The 18663-nt window shown below is 56.3% G+C and carries 17 protein-coding genes and 2 pseudogenes; 8 read left to right on the top strand and 11 right to left on the bottom strand.

The features are described from left to right. The first annotated feature begins 257 nt into the window (after positions 1 to 257). Together J5278_RS25310 and J5278_RS25315 are read left to right on the top strand one after the other, a co-directional pair. Entirely contained in the window at positions 258 to 1307 is a 1050-nt protein-coding gene (locus J5278_RS25310; protein ID WP_209185732.1) for a PAS domain-containing protein, read from the top strand. A 583-nt stretch (positions 1308 to 1890) separates the two neighbouring features. Further along, entirely contained in the window at positions 1891 to 4311 is a 2421-nt protein-coding gene (locus tag J5278_RS25315) for a methyl-accepting chemotaxis protein (protein ID WP_257623443.1), read from the top strand. 667 nt (positions 4312 to 4978) lie between these two features. Here the strand turns inward: J5278_RS25315 and J5278_RS25320 are convergent. Both J5278_RS25320 and J5278_RS25325 read right to left on the bottom strand, forming a co-directional pair. Next, complete coding sequence (locus J5278_RS25320; protein WP_209185730.1) at positions 4979 to 6343, bottom strand: sensor histidine kinase; 1365 nt, start codon at positions 6341 to 6343, stop codon at positions 4979 to 4981. Between the two features lie 164 nt (positions 6344 to 6507). Continuing rightward, the gene (locus tag J5278_RS25325) at positions 6508 to 6729 is read right to left on the bottom strand and encodes a hypothetical protein (protein ID WP_244615407.1); all 222 of its coding nucleotides are present in this window, start codon (positions 6727 to 6729) and stop codon (positions 6508 to 6510) included. A 570-nt stretch (positions 6730 to 7299) separates the two neighbouring features. Here J5278_RS25325 and J5278_RS31275 point away from each other — a divergent pair. Beyond that, positions 7300 to 7425: pseudogene (locus J5278_RS31275) on the top strand (IS6 family transposase); the annotation flags it as partial. A gap of 48 nt (positions 7426 to 7473) precedes the next feature. Here J5278_RS31275 and J5278_RS25330 read toward each other — a convergent pair. After that, positions 7474 to 8166 (bottom strand): amino acid ABC transporter permease, encoded by a 693-nt coding sequence (locus tag J5278_RS25330; protein WP_142831070.1) that lies wholly within the window; start codon positions 8164 to 8166, stop codon positions 7474 to 7476. A 17-nt stretch (positions 8167 to 8183) separates the two neighbouring features. Further along, a pseudogene (locus tag J5278_RS25335) lies at positions 8184 to 8618 on the bottom strand (ABC transporter permease subunit); the annotation flags it as partial. A 169-nt stretch (positions 8619 to 8787) separates the two neighbouring features. Here J5278_RS25335 and J5278_RS25340 point away from each other — a divergent pair. After that, positions 8788 to 9048, top strand: coding sequence for a hypothetical protein (locus J5278_RS25340; RefSeq protein ID WP_142831071.1), 261 nt, complete (start codon positions 8788 to 8790; stop codon positions 9046 to 9048). A gap of 66 nt (positions 9049 to 9114) precedes the next feature. On the opposite strand, the gene J5278_RS31280 is transcribed toward J5278_RS25340, so the two are convergent. Beyond that, a complete protein-coding gene (locus J5278_RS31280; RefSeq protein WP_247749265.1) occupies positions 9115 to 9363 on the bottom strand; it encodes a helix-turn-helix domain-containing protein in 249 nt (82 codons plus the stop codon). Between the two features lie 75 nt (positions 9364 to 9438). Continuing rightward, positions 9439 to 9837: a hypothetical protein gene (locus J5278_RS31285; RefSeq protein ID WP_247749264.1), complete on the bottom strand. Its 399-nt coding sequence runs from the start codon at positions 9835 to 9837 to the stop codon at positions 9439 to 9441. A 559-nt stretch (positions 9838 to 10396) separates the two neighbouring features. Here J5278_RS31285 and J5278_RS25350 point away from each other — a divergent pair. Continuing rightward, entirely contained in the window at positions 10397 to 10903 is a 507-nt protein-coding gene (locus J5278_RS25350; RefSeq protein WP_142831073.1) for a DUF427 domain-containing protein, read from the top strand. 763 nt (positions 10904 to 11666) lie between these two features. Here the strand turns inward: J5278_RS25350 and J5278_RS25355 are convergent. Continuing rightward, complete coding sequence (locus J5278_RS25355) at positions 11667 to 11897, bottom strand: helix-turn-helix domain-containing protein (RefSeq protein ID WP_209185747.1); 231 nt, start codon at positions 11895 to 11897, stop codon at positions 11667 to 11669. A 165-nt stretch (positions 11898 to 12062) separates the two neighbouring features. Further along, positions 12063 to 13187, bottom strand: a complete 1125-nt coding sequence (locus tag J5278_RS25360; RefSeq protein WP_209208106.1) for an IS5 family transposase — start codon at positions 13185 to 13187, stop codon at positions 12063 to 12065. A 256-nt stretch (positions 13188 to 13443) separates the two neighbouring features. Between J5278_RS25360 and J5278_RS25365 the strand changes: the two genes are divergently transcribed. Together J5278_RS25365 and groL are read left to right on the top strand one after the other, a co-directional pair. Next, a complete protein-coding gene (locus J5278_RS25365; RefSeq protein WP_209187086.1) occupies positions 13444 to 13740 on the top strand; it encodes a co-chaperone GroES in 297 nt (98 codons plus the stop codon). 69 nt (positions 13741 to 13809) lie between these two features. Beyond that, positions 13810 to 15435, top strand: coding sequence for a chaperonin GroEL (gene groL, locus J5278_RS25370; RefSeq protein ID WP_219258802.1), 1626 nt, complete (start codon positions 13810 to 13812; stop codon positions 15433 to 15435). A gap of 348 nt (positions 15436 to 15783) precedes the next feature. Here groL and J5278_RS25375 read toward each other — a convergent pair whose 3' ends face one another. The 3 genes from J5278_RS25375 to J5278_RS25385 are packed head-to-tail and all read right to left on the bottom strand — an operon-like array spanning position 15784 to position 16907. Then, complete coding sequence (locus J5278_RS25375) at positions 15784 to 16227, bottom strand: PIN domain-containing protein (protein WP_209186103.1); 444 nt, start codon at positions 16225 to 16227, stop codon at positions 15784 to 15786. Next, a complete protein-coding gene (locus J5278_RS25380; RefSeq protein ID WP_209186104.1) occupies positions 16224 to 16484 on the bottom strand; it encodes a type II toxin-antitoxin system Phd/YefM family antitoxin in 261 nt (86 codons plus the stop codon). Before J5278_RS25380 ends, J5278_RS25375 begins: the two co-directional genes overlap by 4 nt. Positions 16485 to 16520: 36 nt before the next feature. Beyond that, positions 16521 to 16907, bottom strand: coding sequence for an SDR family oxidoreductase (locus J5278_RS25385; RefSeq protein ID WP_257623444.1), 387 nt, complete (start codon positions 16905 to 16907; stop codon positions 16521 to 16523). A gap of 223 nt (positions 16908 to 17130) precedes the next feature. Between J5278_RS25385 and J5278_RS25390 the strand changes: the two genes are divergently transcribed. Next, on the top strand, positions 17131 to 18663 hold the full coding sequence (locus tag J5278_RS25390; protein WP_209186105.1) for a UxaA family hydrolase: 1533 nt from the start codon (positions 17131 to 17133) through the stop codon (positions 18661 to 18663).

Below are 18663 nucleotides of genomic sequence, written 5' to 3' on the forward strand. Positions count from 1 at the left end.
TCAAGCGCGACGCCTCGGCCTCCAGCCGGCGGCTCGACCCCAATTGATGCAGCCGTCAATGCAGAGCTTCTGAGGTCGGCCGGACTATGACCCGGACCGCCGTCTATTCTCTGGAATCCAGAGTGGGTCCTCGGACGGTGAGGCGAGTTGTGCGACCCATGGTCTTTCTGAGAGAGGCGCAGCGAAAGGCAGAGCGAAGGAAACAAATGGCAGCTGTCACGTTGAGCTGAGGTAGTCACAAAAAAAATGGTGTCATATTGACCAACGACGAGAAGCCCGCAGGCGACATAAACGTCTCCAGCTTGAGTGCATTGTCGCCGAGCGCTGACCAAAAAGAACTCTACACGATCGCGTTCGAGCGCTCGCGGACACCCATGGTGATGGCCGATGCTGGCCAGGGGCAAAACCCGATATTATTCGCCAATAAGGCTTTCCTCGAGCTCACGGGTTACGCCTTGTCTGAAGTCGTCGGCAGGGACTGCCGTTTTCTCCAGGGTCCAGCGACATCCAAAAGCGTGACCTCTACTATAGGCGCGTCCATCCGGTCGGGTGTCGAGGTTGCAGCGAATCTGTTGAATTACCGAAAAGACGGCAGCGAATTTTGGAACGAGCTTCACATTAGCCCGATCCGCAATGACGAAGGCGAGATCGCATACTTCTTCGCTTCCCAGATGGATGTCACTGAGTTGCGTCGAGTGGCTGGCCTGGAGGCCTCTGAGCGGCGTCTGCTCAGAGAGGTGGATCACCGCGCGAAAAACGTTCTCGCTGTCGTCAATAGCATTGTTCGCCTGAGCAAGGCGACCGACCCAAGTCGTTATGCAAGCGCGGTCCGTGATCGCATTCAAACGTTGGCGGACGTCCACACCCTGCTCGCCGAGAAGGGATGGGATTCCATTTCACTTGAAGAAATTGTTCGTCAGCAGTTCACGGCATTCGGACCGCATGCGGTCCAGCTTGAGGGACCCGGCATAGGTGTTGAAGCGACTGATGCGCAGCCCCTTGCGCTTGTTCTCCACGAACTGGTTGCAAATGCGACCAGCCACGGCGCGCTAGCCAACGAAGCTGGCAATGTGGAAGTTCACTGGAGAAAGGTTGAGCCAGGTGGTCTTGAAATTGATTGGCGGGAGAGAGGACCCGTCGTTCCTGCCGCCACCAGAGCTGCTGGATTTGGCACAGCCTTAATTGATGCTTTGGTGGAAAAGCAGCTTCGAGGAAGCATCAGCCGCGACTGGAGGACTGAGGGCCTGTCGCTGGTAATCCGTCTGCCCAGCGAGCGACCGCTCGGTACCGCGCCGATTGTGGGGTGAGTGGTCGGGCTGCGATCTTATTTGGAGGGTTTGCGATTGGGCGGATTGAACATCAGCCGCTTATCTCGTAGCACCAAATGGTGTAGAACTCGACACTGCAACGGATGCCTGTCACGACGAAACCCAATTCAGATCCTAAAAAAGACGTTCGTTTTTCTGACGGGCGATATCCAAGCGCTTGTCTGAGATGAGTTAGACGGTTCAGCCTATTCGATCACGAGTGCGAGATCTCGCTCCGACAAGCAGGACAGCAATCGGTCTTGAAATGGAACTGCCTGCGCCAATGTTCATCAATCTCTCCTTTTTGGGGCGAAAGCACAAGGAACTCACAGGCGAAGGAGCCCTTGCGTGACCGTTGGCAAGTATACTATGCCGGTCGATATTGATTTAAATCAAATACATTCGTCAGACTTTTCAAAAACAGACAGTTTAAAGCAGACATTGTAGTTTAAAACTAGATTTTCGTCGCATATTTGCGACAGCGGACAAATACAGTTTTATTCAATACTGAGACAATTAACCTTCGCGGGCCACGCTCAAACTCCCAGGCGCACAATGCGCCAAGACAGAGGAGTGACGGACTGTGCGCATACGATCAATCCAGCTTAAAATTGCCCTGCTCGCGGGCGTCTGCGTCGTTGCGGCAAGCGGCGCGTTGGTAGGGTATAGCATCATATCGGCCGCCAACAGTAAGGCATTCGTGGGTGAACACGTCGATACTCTGACGGAAGACAGCACCAAGAACCATCTCAAGACATTGGCTCTTGCGCAGGCCGCGTTGATCAAGTCGCCGCTCGACATGGCATTCGACTCGGCGCGTAACATGGCCCGGATGTTCGAGATATCGGCGAGCAACGACAATGGAGCAGCGACGCCGGATGGCAAACGCCGTGCTGAATTCAATGCCATCCTTCTCAACGTGCTGAAGGACAATCCACGCTTCAACGGCACGTACAGCGCCTGGGAGCCCAATGCACTTGATGGGCAGGATCAACTCTTTCGCAACAAGCAGGATGCCGGATCGGATGCGACCGGGCGGTTTTTGCCTTACTGGACACGGAGCGCCGATGGCAAATTGGCAGTCCAACCCCTTGTCGAATACGACAGCACAGCGCTTCACCCCAACGGCGTCATGAAAGGTGGATGGTATCTTGGCCCGAAAGGCAGCGGTGACGAAAGCGTCCTGGACCCATTGCCCTATGTCGTTCAGGGCAAGAACGTCTATCTGGCGACGATGTCGGTTCCCATGACCATCGACGGCAAGTTCGTCGGTGTTGCCGGAGCCGATTTCGATCTCACCTTCGTCCAGAAGCTTGCGGAAAATGTAAAGGCATCGATCTACGACGGCAAAGCCGCTGTCGACATTGTCAGCTACAAGGGCCTTGTCGTCGCATCCAGTGATCATCCGGATGCGATCGGCCGCCCGTTTGACCAGATAAGCCCAGCGGCGACGTCGCAACTCCCATCGATACAAGCCGGCCGCGATACCGTCGAGGGAAATGCCGAAACCTTTACGGCTCTGTCACCCATCGTCATCGGCCGGACGAAAACGCCATGGTCCATTATTATTCAAGTCCCGAGATCGGTAGCAATGGCGCAGGCCAAGGCCCTCACATCATCGCTGGCAGACCGTAACCATGCCGACACGCTGTTCCAGATTATCGTCGGCTTCATCATTGCAGCCGGCGGCATCGCGGCGATGTGGTTCGTGGCCCGCAGCATCGCGTCTCCCATCAAGCAAATGACGACCGCCATGGGCCGATTGGCGCAGAGCGATGTCTCCATCGAAGTCCCCGGCCTCGACCGGGTCGACGAAATCGGTGCAATGGCTGCCGCCGTCTCTGTCTTCCGAGAAAACGCGATACAAAAAACAGCAATGGAAGAAGAAGCACTGGCCAATCGCTCGATGAGCGAACGGGAGCGCCTGGAACGTGAAGCGGAAAAGGCACGTGAAGCGGCGGAATCGCAGTTCGTCGTCGATTCCTTGGCAGCCGGGCTCCAGCGGCTGGCTGACGGCGACGTCGCCTATCGGATTTCGACACCCTTCGCCGCCCATCTCGACACGTTGCGTCTCGACTTCAATAACTCGCTGACCAAACTGCATGAGGCGCTACAGGCAGTCATGGAGAATGCTCGCGGCATCGACGGTGGTGCGAATGAAATTCGATCCGCCGCAGATGACCTGGCAAAGCGGACCGAGCAACAGGCGGCCTCCGTCGAGGAAACAGCGGCTGCCCTGGAACAGATCACGACGACGATGCGTGATTCCACGAAGAGGGCGGAAGAGGCAGGCGTTCTTGTCTCGCGCACCAGAATTGGTGCGGAGAAGGCCGGGGAAGTCGTGCGCAACGCGGTGCATGCCATGCATCAGATCGAGAAATCCTCCGGCGAGATCAGCAACATCATTAGCGTCATTGATGAAATCGCCTTCCAGACCAATCTGCTCGCGCTGAATGCGGGCGTGGAAGCCGCGCGCGCTGGAGATGCCGGCAAGGGCTTTGCGGTCGTCGCCCAGGAAGTGCGGGAGCTTGCACAGCGCTCTGCCGCTGCCGCCAAGGAGATCAAAGCGCTCATCATCACATCCGGAGAGCAGGTGCGTACCGGTGTCACCCTCGTTGGGGAAACGGGGAAATCCTTGGAAATCATGGTCGGCGAGGTTCAGAAGATCAACAGTCACGTCAGTGCCATCGTGCAATCGGCGCGCGAGCAGTCGGTCGGTATTCAGGAGATCAACACGGCCGTCAACACGATTGACCAGGGCACGCAGCAGAACGCCGCCATGGTCGAGGAGTCCACGGCTGCCAGTCACAGTCTGGCCAGCGAAGCCGACGCTCTGAACAAGCTGATCTCGCAGTTCAATCTTGGTGGTCATGGGCTGATTCATCAACCGGTGCGGCTGGCTTCGAACAACCCACGCCCGTTAGCGTCGCCCGCAAAAGTGCTCGGACGCAAGATTGCCAATGCGTTCGGCGCGTCTGCGGAACAGTCCTGGAAGGAGTTCTGAGATCACTGCCGCTGGGCATCTCGTTTGCTCAGCGGTGTCCGCCCGCACCAAGCAGCAGCCCCGCATTTTCTATAAGGGTGGCGCGCTGTGCTCATCCCAAGGTGAAGGAAATGCTGAAACATATCGGCGAGGATCAGCTGTGAATCGGAATGTCTACGCGTCGTGTTCATCAACACATCAAAAGGGCTGGATGTCTTCTTTGTGGTCGCGGGGCAGTCCGAACCCGGTGTTCCGGGTCGAGCGGTCAAGACATCCTCGGCGTCGAGTGGTCGGAAGATCCAGATCCTGACCGCCGATAAAATTAAAAGGACATTGTCCTGTGGAAGAGCATATGTGACGGTGTCAGCGGTGGGGCCGTCGTTACGGTCGAGACGGTTCTTCCCATCATTGAGGAAGTCACGGAGTCACTGGATATCAATCCTTCCATTCCGATCCGCATGACCCGGATGAAAACGACAAGATAAGGCGACTTTCGTCCATTCCCTGGCCGTGTCGTCTCTTAGGATCCGCCTGCCGGAGGGCCGGCCACTTTCAATGCGTGGGGCGGTAGCGCCCGGACCTCCCTTCGCAATTTGAGGGCTCTGGTAAAGAGTTTTCGAATTTCTTGCAAAGTATTCCAAGACCTTTTCAGGTCCGACTGCTGGTCGAGGATCGTCGACAAGTGGGGTTAAGCAGCAGCCAATATTGAGGTCGGTAACCGAACAGTGAAAGTCGTCCCCTTCGGGCTACTGGCGGTCGCCAACGTACCGCCAAGCTGTTTTACAAAGGCTTCAACGAACCGGGAGCCGAGACCAGAACCTTCAACCTTCGACGCAAGGCCAGATCCATTATCGCTGACGGTGAGCGTGACTTCGCCGTCTCTCCTGTGAAAACCGAGATTAATTTCGCCCCTACCTTTGGGGAAAGCATGCTTTATTGCATTCGTCGCGAGTTCATTTGCAATCAACCCAATGGCGACAGCGTGGTCAGGTAGAATGCTGAGGGGCTCTGCCGCCGATGTTACGGTAATGTCGGATGATTGTCCCAACAGGCTGGATTGGACACTTGCACTTATACCCTCAAGGTAGGAAGGCATCGGCACCGGCCCAAGACTGCTCGATTGGGCGATTACATCGTAGAGCTGAGCGACCGCTGAAATTCGTGCCTGCATTGCCTGGTAACCTAGAACACAGGGTTCGCCTGCCCGCTTCAGTTCAAAGGCAACGAACGCGGAAATGATCTGAAGACTATTTTTGATCCGGTGCGCCAGCTCGGCTGCCAACATATCTCTGTGACGGTCAAGCAGGACCTCGTCCGTCGCGTCTTCGAACACGACCAGCAACCGTGTCATATGATTGCCTGGACGATATACCTTGCGGGCGTTCACTTTGAAGATACGGCGACCAATTCCGGGAAAATCGTCCTCGAGTAGGAAGCCGTCCATTACTTCTTGGTGAGGAACCACTCGCTCCAATAATTTGCGCAGGGCAAAGGTATCCCACTGTCCCTGACCGAGAGCTTCGAGCTTTCTCCCGACAACTTGGCTTGCGGTGGCATTGAAAAGAGCGAGGAAAGAGCGGCTTGCTGTCACCACGGACATATCGGGCTCGAGGATGACCAATGGGTCCCGGATCGTATCAACGATATTTTGGGCGATGCGCCAGTTTCGCTCTGCCTCGATGTGACTGACCCGCGCCTCTGTCACGTCATCGATTGCCAGCAGCAGAAAATGGGAGCTATCTCCAGAACGAACCAGCTTCTGAGCATTCAGGAGCATCACCTTGCGTCCGATGCCGGTAAATACGTGGTCGACCTCGAACCCTTCGACGGAGTTTTCTGTGGGGAGAACTTCCTCAAGCAGACGCTTCAATGCATCGATATTCCATTGTCCATTTCCCAGATCGTAAAGCTTGCGACCAACCGTGTCCGGTTCGCTCACCTTAAACATCGCATAGAACGCGCGATTGGCTGAAACGACCGTGAGATCGCTGTCGAGGACCAGTAGGCCATCTCGTAGAGTGTCGACAATGTCTTGAGCGGAGATGGCGCTCATCGTGAAGTCCTGCATAATTTCTCTCAGCGTTGAAAAGAAACAACCATATGATGGCGGATTTTGGATACGCGCAAATGACACCTCAGCTTTTTCTCGCTTGGTGGCGGACGCGGCGCACTCTTGAATACGGCCACGAGCGCCAAGCCTGGCTTAAGTGTGCATCTTCACGCAGTGCCGGACCGCCTTTCCCATTTGGCCGGTTCCGGTAAAGGGTTTTCGAACTTCTTGCGAAGGCTTTCCATGACGTCTTCGACTGGAATGCCTGGTCGAGGATCGTCGATCGCCGCCTGGATGACACGTTTCAGCAGCTCGTTGCGCAGATCGACATGGGGTTCCAGATCACGCGCTTCGCCCAGAAGGACGAAGGTAGCCTCGGAAGGATCCACGAAGGCTCCTCGTTCTATCCGGTCGAGGAGCCACACCGCGAGATCGGGCGGGAGGTAAGCCTCAAATATCAAGCCTCCAGCTGCCGCTTGATCGCGAAGGCGCATTGCTTGCTCTACCGCGTAAGCTTTGTCGGCTGGATCGGGCCATTCGGTTGTTTCGCTCATGATGTCATGCTCTCTGTCATGCTTGAAAATATCTATCCACGTCAGTGCAACGTTGGCTTAATCATTGGCAGCATTTTTACGGTGTCGCTGACCATTTTGTGCAGTCTTCGCCAGTCGGGAAGCTCATGCTGGTTCACACTTACCGGCATTCCGGTCAACAGCCAACTGGCACAGGTTATCTCGGAAGTCCTATGCTGCCGGTCCAGCCCGTGCATGGCGAGCACGGTTCGCGCGTCTTGAACATTTGATGCCGGCCGAAAGTAGAATACCCGCACGTGCCGCCGAGCGCCCGCAGAAGGATCGAAGAATTGGAAGCTGCCCTTGCAGCTTCCATCCCCAAATCCTTCGTGATGACCTCTGCGGCTCTAAGGCGTCAGCGCGTCTCCTCCTTCAGGGCCGGACCTTCGCCACCGATTTCCAGATAAGGCGGTTGCCCGCGCAGTCCGGCTGTATCTCCGGCTTCCGCTCAGTCTGGGCATGGTTGAAGACCTGATGGCGGCGCGTGGGATCATCGTCTCGAATCAAACAGTGCGCCGGTCCCAGAGGCCCACGTTCAGGGGTTGTAAGACCCGGCTCAGATCACGCCCAAAGACGAAGAGCCCGTTCCATCCTGTCTGCTGCAAAGGTAACGATGTACGCAACGACCATATAGACGACCACGGCGATCAGGAACGCTTCGAGGTAGTAGAAATTCAAAGCGGCCGTCAGCTGGGACTGCGCGAAGATATCGACAACCTCGATAGCGAAGCCGAGGGACAGCGCCTTCATGATGACCATGATCGAATTGGCAAGATCCGGAATTGCTGCAACGATCACCTGCGGAAACATGACCCGCCGAAACACCTGGGTCTTGCTGTAGCCCAAGGAATAAGCGGCATCAGCCTGGCCGGTGTCGAATGAATTCAACGCACCCTTCACGACCTCGGCCTGGAACGCTGCAACGCAAGCAGTCAGTGCGACGACCAGCGTGACCCAGTTCGGCGTAGCATGGCCATTGTAATTCTGACCTACCAAAGACGCCAAAATCCGGGAGGCTGGTGGGAGGCCATAGTATGCAAGGAAGATCACGATCACCATCGGGACGCCTTTAAAGGCAATCTTATAGGCGACGACGATTTCGCGCAGTACCGGGATCCGTCGATATTCGATCATCGCAAACAGCCCGCCGATGATCGTTGAGCACAGGAAAATCACAAGCGCCATGGCAAGTGTTACGGGAACGGCGCCAAGGATGTCGTAGAGATCAGGCAGCAGGACTTCGGAATCGAACATGTGGACCCTCTCTTCGATCAGACGCTTGGCATCAGTGTGGCTTTGAGCGGCGCGGAATTGGGCGTAAACTTGGCGTTTCGCTTCTCGAAGGAGCGTACGATCAGCCAGGCCGCCAGGCAGAGCGTCGAATAGATTACCGCCAGCACAAGGTAGGTCTCGAACTGGTACTGGTTGTAGTCACGTTCCATGACCAGATGCGCCGTTGCCATCACGTCGGCTGCCCCGATGTACATAACGAGCGCAACGTTGTGGATGAGGTAGATGATGGAGTTGCCGTAGCCGGGGAGGGCTATGTGCATCGCCTGCGGCCCGACGACCCGTGAGAGCTTTTGCAGGAAGCTGTAGCCGAGACTGTCGGCTGCATCATGCTGGCCGCGGTCGACAGCCAGATATGCCGGACGCAGGACCTCCGAAAGATAACCGCCGTGGTAAAGGCTTAGAGCGACCATAGCAACAAACGTGGCCTTATGGACTGACGGAGAACCTGCCTGTCTCAGCCGCAGCGTTCTTCACAAGTAGCTGGGTTCAATTTGTCCAGCTCTGCGCAGCGGGCGGAGTTGGACGCGAAACACTTTTGCCCCTTACTCGTTTCCTTCAAAAACAACGGAAGGAGGCCGCAGATTGCCCAGATATTTTTTCGACCTCCATCGTGTCGACAGCGAGCTTTTCGACGATGAAGGCACAGAGTTTGGAAAGCCTGATGATGCGGTGATAGAGGCTGAGGTAGCTATCCTGGAGTTTTTCGTCGAAAGCTTCAAAATGAGCAAAGAGTTTGATCTTGTGGGTATCCGTATCTGCGACGCCGCCGGCGTTTTGGTTCGAGAGGTTTCGAGCCGGGACATTCTCGCGAACCTAATCTCGCCCGAGGTAATTAGCATTTAAGGCTAAGGAAATTTAGTCGTTGTGTTGGGAGCTGCGGAAAATGCGCGTTGAACCGCCTCGGGTTGGCTAGACGTATCGGCTCGTCACCATCAAATGCTCATACTCACGCTCTGGCACGCCGTAGCAGCCACCTGCGATTTTAAGGATTCTTTCCCGATCGAGAATACGTAGGTGCCCTCGTGTCGCTTTTATCAAGCGATCACCCTCCAGGATTTGAATTGCCTCGGTTACGCCGGTGCGGCGTACCCCGAGCATCATCGCGAGAAATTCGTGTGTCAGCACGAGATTATCGCCATCGGTGCGATCGTGGCACATCAGAGGCCACCGGGCCAGACGCTCTCTGACGGAATAGCCGTGTGCCAAGGCCGACTGGGCGATTTGAATTTTGCATTACTGAACATACCGCAGGAGGAACCAATGAAGGCTCGGCACATCCTCCAATGATCGAAGGAATTTACTTGCGTCCATTTGAAGCGCTGTTCCGCCCGCCAGCATGAGCGCGCCATTTGGCGTATGAAATGAACCCAGAATGACGTGCGCCGCCGTCATGCCCTCCCAGCCAATATGCCCGACCCCGATGCCCTCATGTTCAAGATCTGCGGTCGTTACAATGGAAGCGATGCCACTTTCCAAAAAGTGGACATGTGTGGTCTCCGTGTTTGGCCGCACAATTATATCTCGAAAAGCGAGACCGACCGTCTTGAGATGCGGCCGAATGCGCTCGAAGCCCTCGGCAGGCATCATCTTCAGGAGACGGTTTGTCATTGCATCTTGGGCGAAATCGGACATGGAGGACCTTCCGCAGGGAACAAACTTCCCTCAGCCTCTAATTGCGTCAGCGCGACAGCGGTAATCGCAATAGGGGTGCCGCCATATGCATCTTCTCACCGCCAATAGCGATCCGATTTTCGCAAATCGCAGGTTTTCGTTTACTCCATCGATTGGGAGATCCGCTAATATCAGAGGTGGCTTCAATTTCCATTTGAGAGTGATCCCCAAACCTCCGCAGCCGTTGAGGTCGGAAGCTTTGACTTCAAGACCACGCAAGGCTAGTCCCGGCCAGCCGCTTAGCATTTACTCTATTTTATCACGAACGAGCCGAGCATCACCTACGAGATGGCCAATCTTTTGCGGGCGCGGGCGAGGCTGTTCGGAAACCGCCGCGCAAGTCAAAGTGCAGCAAATCTGCGCACTTACACCATATGTCCGCGCAACTGTGTGTGAAGCGATATACGCGTGTTCGCCGCAATATTGTCGGCTGCAAGATTCACCCATGTTGCCCCGCGCAACCGTTCAGGCCTTGCAAATAATCGGCGCTGTTGCATGTTCGCTCTGACTGGAGGAAATCATGGCCCAGCTTGCGCACCCCGTTCCCGACCCATGCCTGCCCGGGCAGGAGAGTGTCTGGTCTTTCCCAAGGCCAAGCATCGCCCAGCCGGCGCGCAATCACCTGAAAATCATTTACAACGGCCACGTTCTTGCAGAGACCACTGCCGCCGTGCGCACAATTGAAACAAGTCATCCGCCAACCTATTATTTTCCGGCCGCGGACGTCGATCTCTCGTTGCTTCGCGAAAGCAGCAGCAGGTCGATCTGCGAGTGGAAAGGACAGGCACGCTATTTTGATATCGTTTCTGGCGACAGAATAAGCCGGAACGCGGCTTGGGCCTATCCGCATCCCACGACATCCTTTGCCTTGATCAAGGATTTTATTGCCTTTTATCCGCGACCCATGGACCTATGCCTGGTAGATGGCGAGGCCGTCGTGCCACAGGCCGGGATGTTCTACGGCGGATGGATCACTTCAGCCGTGGCCGGCCCGTTTAAAGGCCCCCCTGGGACCGAGCGCTGGTAAATGAGTTCAGATTTCGTCAAGGATTTGGATTTTTGCTATCCACGCATTTCGGGCCGAGACCTTGTATGCTCTGTCGGGCAGCTTCTATCAACCTCGGGATTGAAAGGCAGTCCCTAGAAGAAGCACCTATGTAGCCGCCAGTAAAAGGGCGTTGTCATTTCGAACAGTGCGGCGCAATATGTTGTCTTCCCGTGTCGAAGGTCATGAGCATGAGGGTTTGTATCTACAAGACCGATGAAGCTCCCGACCTTACGATGTTTCTTCGTGAGGGATACGCGATGCCCTGCACAGAAGAGAGCAGCTGGACGCAGTTAAAGACCATCACAAGGGGCGAAGTCAGTGATGAATTTCTGGCACAGATGCAGCGCACCGGTCACTGTGTAGTTAGGCTTAGTCAAGTCTCGTCAAGCGATCGCACCGGTCTGACGCCAAACAAGAACCAGAGGAAGGCTAGCATCTATCATCTGGGCAGCCTTCCATCGTTTTTCCGTAGAATGCTGCATAGCTGACGATTCAACTCCCGTTGCACATGTTCCTGGCTTCTCAGGCCACTTGTCCGAATCTGGTCAAGGCCACTCAATAGGGTATATTTCAGCGGACAAACCTTCCGCGCAGATTACCAGTCTTCGGTGCCGCAATATGTGAAAGCGCTTCGCTCCAGTATTTTTAGCAAGCCTCCAACGATCCCTCATTCCGAAAGGGCAGTTGTGCGCTTCGGCGTTTCGCTGATCTAAGGTAGCCCTTTCATCTTTAATGGGCTTGTTTACCCATGAAATCTGTTTCGGTACGCGTTAGGGCCAACGCCGACGTGCCGCAGAAAGGCACGTCTCATGGTCCCGGTCGTGCCGAAGCCGCACCGCGTCGCGGCTCGCATCACGCTCGCACCACCCTCCAGAAGCCGGCGCGCGTTCTTGACGCGGAACGTCTCGATACTCTGCGCCGGCGTGCGGCCGGTACATTTTTGATAGCGCCGCGAAAAAGACCGAAGGCTCATGGCTGCTTGATCGGCCAGCACGCCTAGCAGGTCGCGGAAATAGCGCCGATTTTTCCGCCGATCCTGGCTAGACGGCTCGAAGACAGGCCGTGATGAGGCTTTTTCAGCGGCCGTTGTCGGCCCATTTTGTCGTCATCCGCCTGGTTCGGCGGATTCCGGGCGCGATTAGGCTGTCGCCAGCAGCTTTGGCAGCCTCACCAGATTATAAGCGGTGGCTGTCAGTGTGAACATCCAGCCGACGCGATCCTTTCCACGATGGCGGGTCTTACGCATTCCGCCGCTGGTCTTGGCCCAAGCGAACACTTCCTCGATACGCTTGCGAATGCGCTGACTGACAGCGTAGCCAGGGTGATGGGTGGTGCGACCGTCGATGGCCGAGCGTCGGTTCGTCGTGTTTTGGGCGACGTGTGGCGTCACCTTTGCGTCCCGCAAGGCAGCAACGAAATCGGCCGTATCGTAGGCTTTGTCTGCAGCCAATGTGATGCGATGACGACCATCCATGCGGCCCACCATATCCAGTGCCGCCTCGCGCTCGGCGGTTCCGGTCGCATGGGTCAGCGTGGCGTCAACAACCAAACCATTGCGGTTTTCCATGGTGACGTGGCCCATGTGGCAAAGCCTGGCCGCCTGGCCACGGGCCTTCTTATAAAGCCTGGCGTCCGGGTCGGTGGTCGATGCGTGGGTTGCGTTGCTGCGCTTCTCGCCGTGGAAATCGCGCTCAGAGTTGCGGCCTTTGGCTTCTGGCGGCTGTTTCTCTTCAGCGCCAGAGCCGCTGCCGTCGGTGTCGCCACCATCTGTGTCGTCCTTGGGCTTGAAGCTCTTCATGCTGGCCCAGGCTTCGATCAAGGTGCCGTCCACCGAGAAGTGGTCGTCTGACAGCAATGCTTTCACCCGCGGCTGGCTCAGCAACGCGGCCAGAAACTTGGCGGCGATATCGCCAGCCAAGAGCCGCTCACGGTTCTTGGTGAACACGGTGACGTCCCAGATCGGCGCGTCCATCGACAAGCCGACGAACCAGCGGAACAGCAGATTGTAGTCCATCTGCTCCATGAGCTGACGCTCCGAGCGGATCGTGTAAAAGGCCTGCAACAACAGAGCGCGCAGCAGCTTCTCCGGCGGGATCGACGGACGGCCGATCGCTGAATACATCGCCTCGAAATCCGGCGACAAAACTTCCAGCGCCTCGTCTACAATCGCGCGGATCGCCCGCAGCGGATGGCTTGTCGGAACCCGGGCTTCGCAGCTCACATAAGAAAACAAACCCGCCGTCTGGATATCATTACCGCGCATGTCCTGCTCCTGCCGACCAATCACTCAGGCATGGAATCATGGCAGTCCGTTCACAGCAAGGGCCTTTTTCCGCATCCTGCTAGAGACAGATTATGGTCGAGACATTTGGTCATGCTGTCTCACCCCGACGTCGACGTCTGTGCAGCAGCTAACCTTCCGCGCAGTGAGAATGATCGCTGGCACTCCCAGTCAGAGAGTGCTACGCCCTTTTCAAGGGGCAGCCATTTGGCGACGATCCCGGTGAAGGAATCCAAAAATGGCTGATACGAATTTTCGTCCGCTGCACGACCGCGTCGTTGTGCGCCGTGTTGAGGCTGAAGCCAAGACAAAGGGCGGCATCATCATTCCTGACACCGCCATGGAAAAGCCGCAGGAAGGCGAAATCGTCGCTGTCGGCAGCGGCACGCGCGACGATAAGGGCATGCTCATTGCGCTCGACGTCAAGTCCGGCGACCGCATTCTGTTCGGCAAGTGGTCCGGCACCGAAGTTAAGCTCAACGGCGAAGACCTTCTCATCATGAAGGAAGCCGACATCATGGGCGTCATCGGCTGATCTGAGCCGCTTTCTTTTTTCATTTCCTTTTCAAAGACCATTGAGCGATACGCTCGGGAGTTTCTTCCTATGGCTGCTAAACAAATTAAATTCGGTCGCGACGCACGCGAAAAAATGCTGCGCGGCGTCGACATCCTCGCTGACACAGTAAAGGTCACGCTCGGTCCTAAGGGCCGCAACGTCATCATCGACAAATCCTATGGTTCACCGCGCATCACTAAGGATGGCGTAACGGTTGCCAAGGAAATCGAACTCGAAGACAAGTTCGAAAACATGGGCGCCCAGATGGTCCGCGAAGTTGCTTCGAAGACCAACGACATCGCCGGCGACGGCACGACGACTGCAACCGTTCTGGCCCAGGCCATCGTCCGCGAAGGCGGCAAGGCTGTTGCTGCCGGCATGAACCCGATGGACCTGAAGCGCGGCATCGATCTCGCCGTTGCCGAAGTCGTCAAGGACATCGTATCCAAGGCAAAGAAGATCAGCACTTCGGACGAAGTGGCCCAGGTCGGCACGATCTCTGCCAACGGCGAAAAGGAAATCGGCCAGTACATCGCTGAAGCGATGCAGAAGGTCGGCAATGAAGGCGTCATCACGGTTGAAGAAGCCAAGACCGCCGAAACTGAACTCGAAGTCGTCGAAGGCATGCAGTTCGACCGCGGCTACCTCTCGCCTTACTTCGTGACCAACCCTGAAAAGATGGTTGCCGAACTGGAAGACGCTTACATTCTCCTCCACGAGAAGAAGCTCTCCAACCTGCAGGCAATGCTGCCTGTTCTCGAAGCTGTCGTTCAGACCGGCAAGCCGCTCCTCATCATCTCTGAAGACGTCGAAGGCGAAGCTCTTGCAACGCTCGTCGTCAACAAGCTGCGCGGCGGCCTGAAGATTGCTGCTGTCAAGGCTCCTGGCTTCGGCGATCGCCGCAAGGCAATGCTCGAAGACATCGCCATCCTGACGGGCGGCACTGTGATCTCCGAAGACATCGGCATCAAGCTCGAGTCGGTTACGCTCGAAATGCTCGGCCGCGCCAAGAAGATCTCGATCACCAAGGAAAACACGACGATCGTCGACGGTTCGGGCCAGAAGTCCGACATCGAAGGCCGCGTCGCGCAGATCAAGGCCCAGATCGAAGAAACCACGTCTGATTACGACCGCGAAAAGCTGCAGGAACGTCTTGCCAAGCTCGCTGGCGGCGTTGCCGTCATCCGCGTTGGCGGTGCGACCGAAGTTGAAGTCAAGGAAAAGAAGGACCGTATCGACGACGCGCTGAACGCAACGCGCGCTGCCGTACAGGAAGGCATCGTCCCCGGCGGCGGTACCGCACTTCTGCGCGCATCTGTCGTCCTCAACATCAAGGGCGCCAACGACGACCAGACGGCCGGCATCAACATCATCCGCAAGGCTCTGCAGTCGCTGGTTCGCCAGATCGCAGAAAATGCTGGTGACGAAGGCTCGATCATCGTTGGCAAGATCCTCGAAAGCAACACCGACAACTACGGCTACAACGCCCAGACCGGCGAATATGGCGACATGATCGCCATGGGTATCGTCGACCCGGTCAAGGTTGTCCGTACGGCTCTGCAGAACGCAGCCTCGGTTGCCTCGCTGCTGATCACCACCGAAGCCATGATTGCTGAAGCACCGAAGAAGGATTCTGCCAGCGGCAGCATGCCAGATATGGGCGGAATGATGTAATCATTCGATCGGTTAGATAGTGGGACCCCAAGGGAGAGACATGGAGACATGCTCTCTCCCTTTATTTTGAGCGATACAGGTCGATGTGTGAGACGCCGCTGAATAGCCAAGCCTGTTGAAACGGGAGAAGTGAGATTGCACTGCGTGCCCCTTCGACATGCTCAGAAGGTTTAAACCCGCAACCGGGCGAACCCAGATCAATTCGGATGTCATAATGGCGGGGTCCATCGCGCCCCTGACGCTCGAAATCACGCGAGTCAGATCACTCGCCGATGTACTTGGCCTGGAATGCCTCGGCGGGCGCCGAGAGAAGGCCACCAAGATTACAAGCGTTAACAGTCGTGAATATCAAGGCGCGACCTGATCGGGGGATTTAACCGCCACTCCGAACGACAAGAAGTGTTTCAAGTTCTTAGTGATGATCGTCAAATTATGAACGTTTGCAGTGCCAGCAATGATTGCGTCTGCAGCGCCAGGCCCATATCCTGCGGATATGGCTTTTGCTTCCAACCTGCCGGACTCAAGTGCGACATCATTGTCGATAGGCAGTATGTGATCGCCGTTTCCAGCGATTAGCCCCAGCAGCCAGCTTCTTATCCCCGCCGCCTTCGCTGTCGCGCCTTTCGCCTCTAACAGCCGAATGCCTTTTTCGATCTCGTGAATTGTCATTGCGGACATATAAATAGCGTCTAGCTGGTCTTGCTCATCAGCCCACTTTGAAAAGCTCTCGGACGCGTCGGCATTATATGGCGAAAACAGTGAGATGGCGTTTGTATCGAGGAGGAACCTCACAGGTCAACGTCACGCGAGGGGGTTGGATTGCGAGCGAACACGTCCTCGTCGAGATCGACCGGAAATGTTTTCAGGTATTGAACGAGACTAGGGCGCGCCTTCCGGAGCGCCTTTTTTGCCGCCTCAGCGGCTCTCACGCTGACGAGGACCGCGGCGGCGCGCCCATGCCGCGTAATTGTCACGAACTCGCCGCCAGCAGCTTGGTCAATTTGATGCGAGAAAGACGCTTTCGCGTCCTTTAAACTAACCGTCGACACTATGGCTTCCTCTAAATCGGGTCACAAGTGACCTATTTACTCATCGGACCGCATAAAATCAAGATGGTAGTGGACGAGGCAACTGGGGTACTGCACTGCGAACACGAGAGATCGGGCGTTCAGGCCGAAGGTTCTATCGAAATGATCTTCGGAAATGTCTCCAAGGGGTGCGTATTCCGATAGGCCTGCATTGGCGACGAGCACGTCGATCCGGCCTCGGAAAGACCGGATTTGCTCAAAGACGCGCTGAAGATCGGCGTCGTTGCTGGCGTTTGCCTGGATCGTGGTGATGCTAGCTATTCCGCCTGGGTCTGGTTCGCTTTCCGCGCCCTTGCGGCTGGTCGCGTAGACTTGTGCTCCCTCTCTGGCGAACCTCTCAGAAACGGCTCCGCCGATGCCACCGACACCGCCCGCAACCAGCACCGAAGATGATCTGCAAAGGATGCCTAATGGTGATTACCAGAGCGTGCGCAATGCGCGATCGATGAGCAGGGGCCGGTAGTCGGGAGAAAGCCAAAATTGAACTGCTAGCCCAAGATGCCCTCCCATCAAGCTCGTCTCCCAATTTTTCTTGACGACAGTGATCTAACATGATTGCTTATTGCCTGCAAAAGTCATTATTTGAAACTGTTTCTAGAAGGCAGCCATGCCCATTTCGAACTCACCGGTGATCCTTCTCAACGCCCTTGACGACGTAGGCGTGGCGCGTGCCATGGTGAGGGCTGGCGCAGCGACTGGCATTGACGGCCTTGTCGCAGCAGATCAGATCCCGCGTGGTCACAAGATCGCAGTACGTGACATCCCGGCCGGTCAAGAAATCCGAAAGTTCGGCCAGTCGATAGGGATTGCGACGCAATTCATTCCAGCCGGCGGTCATGTGCACCTCCACAATCTTGCCGTCATCGAATCCGAGCATCAGCACCAGTTCAGCGTCGATATCGAGGAAAGGGGCATGCTGCCCGAGACGGCGCGCCGCACGTTCTCGGGCTTTGATCGTGGCGTAGGCGGCATCGGCACACGCAACTTCATCGGCATCATCACAACGGTGAACTGTTCTGCTACGGTTTCCAAGGCGATTGCAGAGCACTTCAACCGGACTGGTGGGCTTGAAGGTTACGACAATGTCGATGGTGTCGTTGCGCTAACCCATGGCGGCGGCTGTGCGATCAATACCAAGGCAGAAGGCTACCTCATGCTGATCCGCACTCTGCAAGGTTATGCGCGGCACCCCAATTTCGGCGGAATCCTGATGATCGGACTTGGCTGCGAAACCAACCAGATCGGCCCGATCCTCGAACACTTCAAGCTGGAGGAAGGCAAGCGCTTGCGCACCATGACGATCCAGCACCTCGGCGGCACACGCAAGACGATCGCGGCGGCCAGCGAGATGATACACGACATGCTGCCGGAGGTGAACGCTGCGAAACGCACGCAACAACCCCTTTCCGGCCTGAAAGTGGCGCTGGAATGCGGTGGTTCTGACGGTTATTCCGGCATTTCCGCAAACCCGGCGCTGGGGTACGCATCCGACCTAATCGTGCGCAATGGCGGCACTTCGGTCCTCGCTGAAACGCCGGAAATCTATGGCGCCGAGCATCTGCTGACCAGTCGTGCTGCAACCCCGGCCGTCGCAGAAAAGCTGCTGTCGCGGATTGATTGGTGGCGTGATTACACAAAGCGAAACGGCGCTGAACTCAACAATAATCCATCGCACGGCAACAAACTGGGCGGATTGACAACAATCCTCGAAAAGTCATTGGGCGCCGTTGCTAAGGGCGGCACCATGCCGTTGAAGGCCGTCTACGAGTATGCCGAAATCGTCACTGAACCCGGCTTAGTCTTCATGGATACGCCCGGATACGATCCCGTCGCGGTAACGGGCCAGGTGGCCGGCGGCTGCAATGTCATTTGTTTCACGACCGGCCGCGGTTCCGTCTCCGGCTTCAAGCCTGCTCCCTGCATCAAGATTGCCACCAACAGCGAAATGTATGAACATATGCAGGAGGATATGGATATCAACTGCGGTGGCATTGTTACCGGCGAGGATACGATTGAGGCTGCGGGAGAGCGGATATTCGAAGACATCATTGCCGTCGCATCGGGCAAGAAGACACGGAGCGAAATCTACGATTACGGCGACAACGAATTTGTTCCGTGGCAGGTCGGCGCGGTGACCTGA

Source organism: Rhizobium sp. B21/90 (assembly GCF_019355815.1).
GTDB classification, from domain to species: Bacteria; Pseudomonadota; Alphaproteobacteria; order Rhizobiales; family Rhizobiaceae; genus Rhizobium; species Rhizobium rhododendri.

Coding starts and splice junctions, on each gene's coding strand:
- J5278_RS25365 (WP_209187086.1), top strand. CDS start 13,444: ATGGCTGATACGAATTTTCGTCCGCTGCACGACCGCGTCGTTGTGCGC.
- J5278_RS25350 (WP_142831073.1), top strand. CDS start 10,397: ATGGCCCAGCTTGCGCACCCCGTTCCCGACCCATGCCTGCCCGGGCAG.
- J5278_RS25360 (WP_209208106.1), bottom strand. CDS start 13,187: ATGCGCGGTAATGATATCCAGACGGCGGGTTTGTTTTCTTATGTGAGC.
- J5278_RS31285 (WP_247749264.1), bottom strand. CDS start 9,837: ATGTCCGATTTCGCCCAAGATGCAATGACAAACCGTCTCCTGAAGATG.
- groL (WP_219258802.1), top strand. CDS start 13,810: ATGGCTGCTAAACAAATTAAATTCGGTCGCGACGCACGCGAAAAAATG.
- J5278_RS31280 (WP_247749265.1), bottom strand. CDS start 9,363: ATGTGCCACGATCGCACCGATGGCGATAATCTCGTGCTGACACACGAA.
- J5278_RS25320 (WP_209185730.1), bottom strand. CDS start 6,343: ATGAGCGCCATCTCCGCTCAAGACATTGTCGACACTCTACGAGATGGC.
- J5278_RS25355 (WP_209185747.1), bottom strand. CDS start 11,897: ATGAGCCTTCGGTCTTTTTCGCGGCGCTATCAAAAATGTACCGGCCGC.
- J5278_RS25390 (WP_209186105.1), top strand. CDS start 17,131: ATGCCCATTTCGAACTCACCGGTGATCCTTCTCAACGCCCTTGACGAC.
- J5278_RS25330 (WP_142831070.1), bottom strand. CDS start 8,166: ATGTTCGATTCCGAAGTCCTGCTGCCTGATCTCTACGACATCCTTGGC.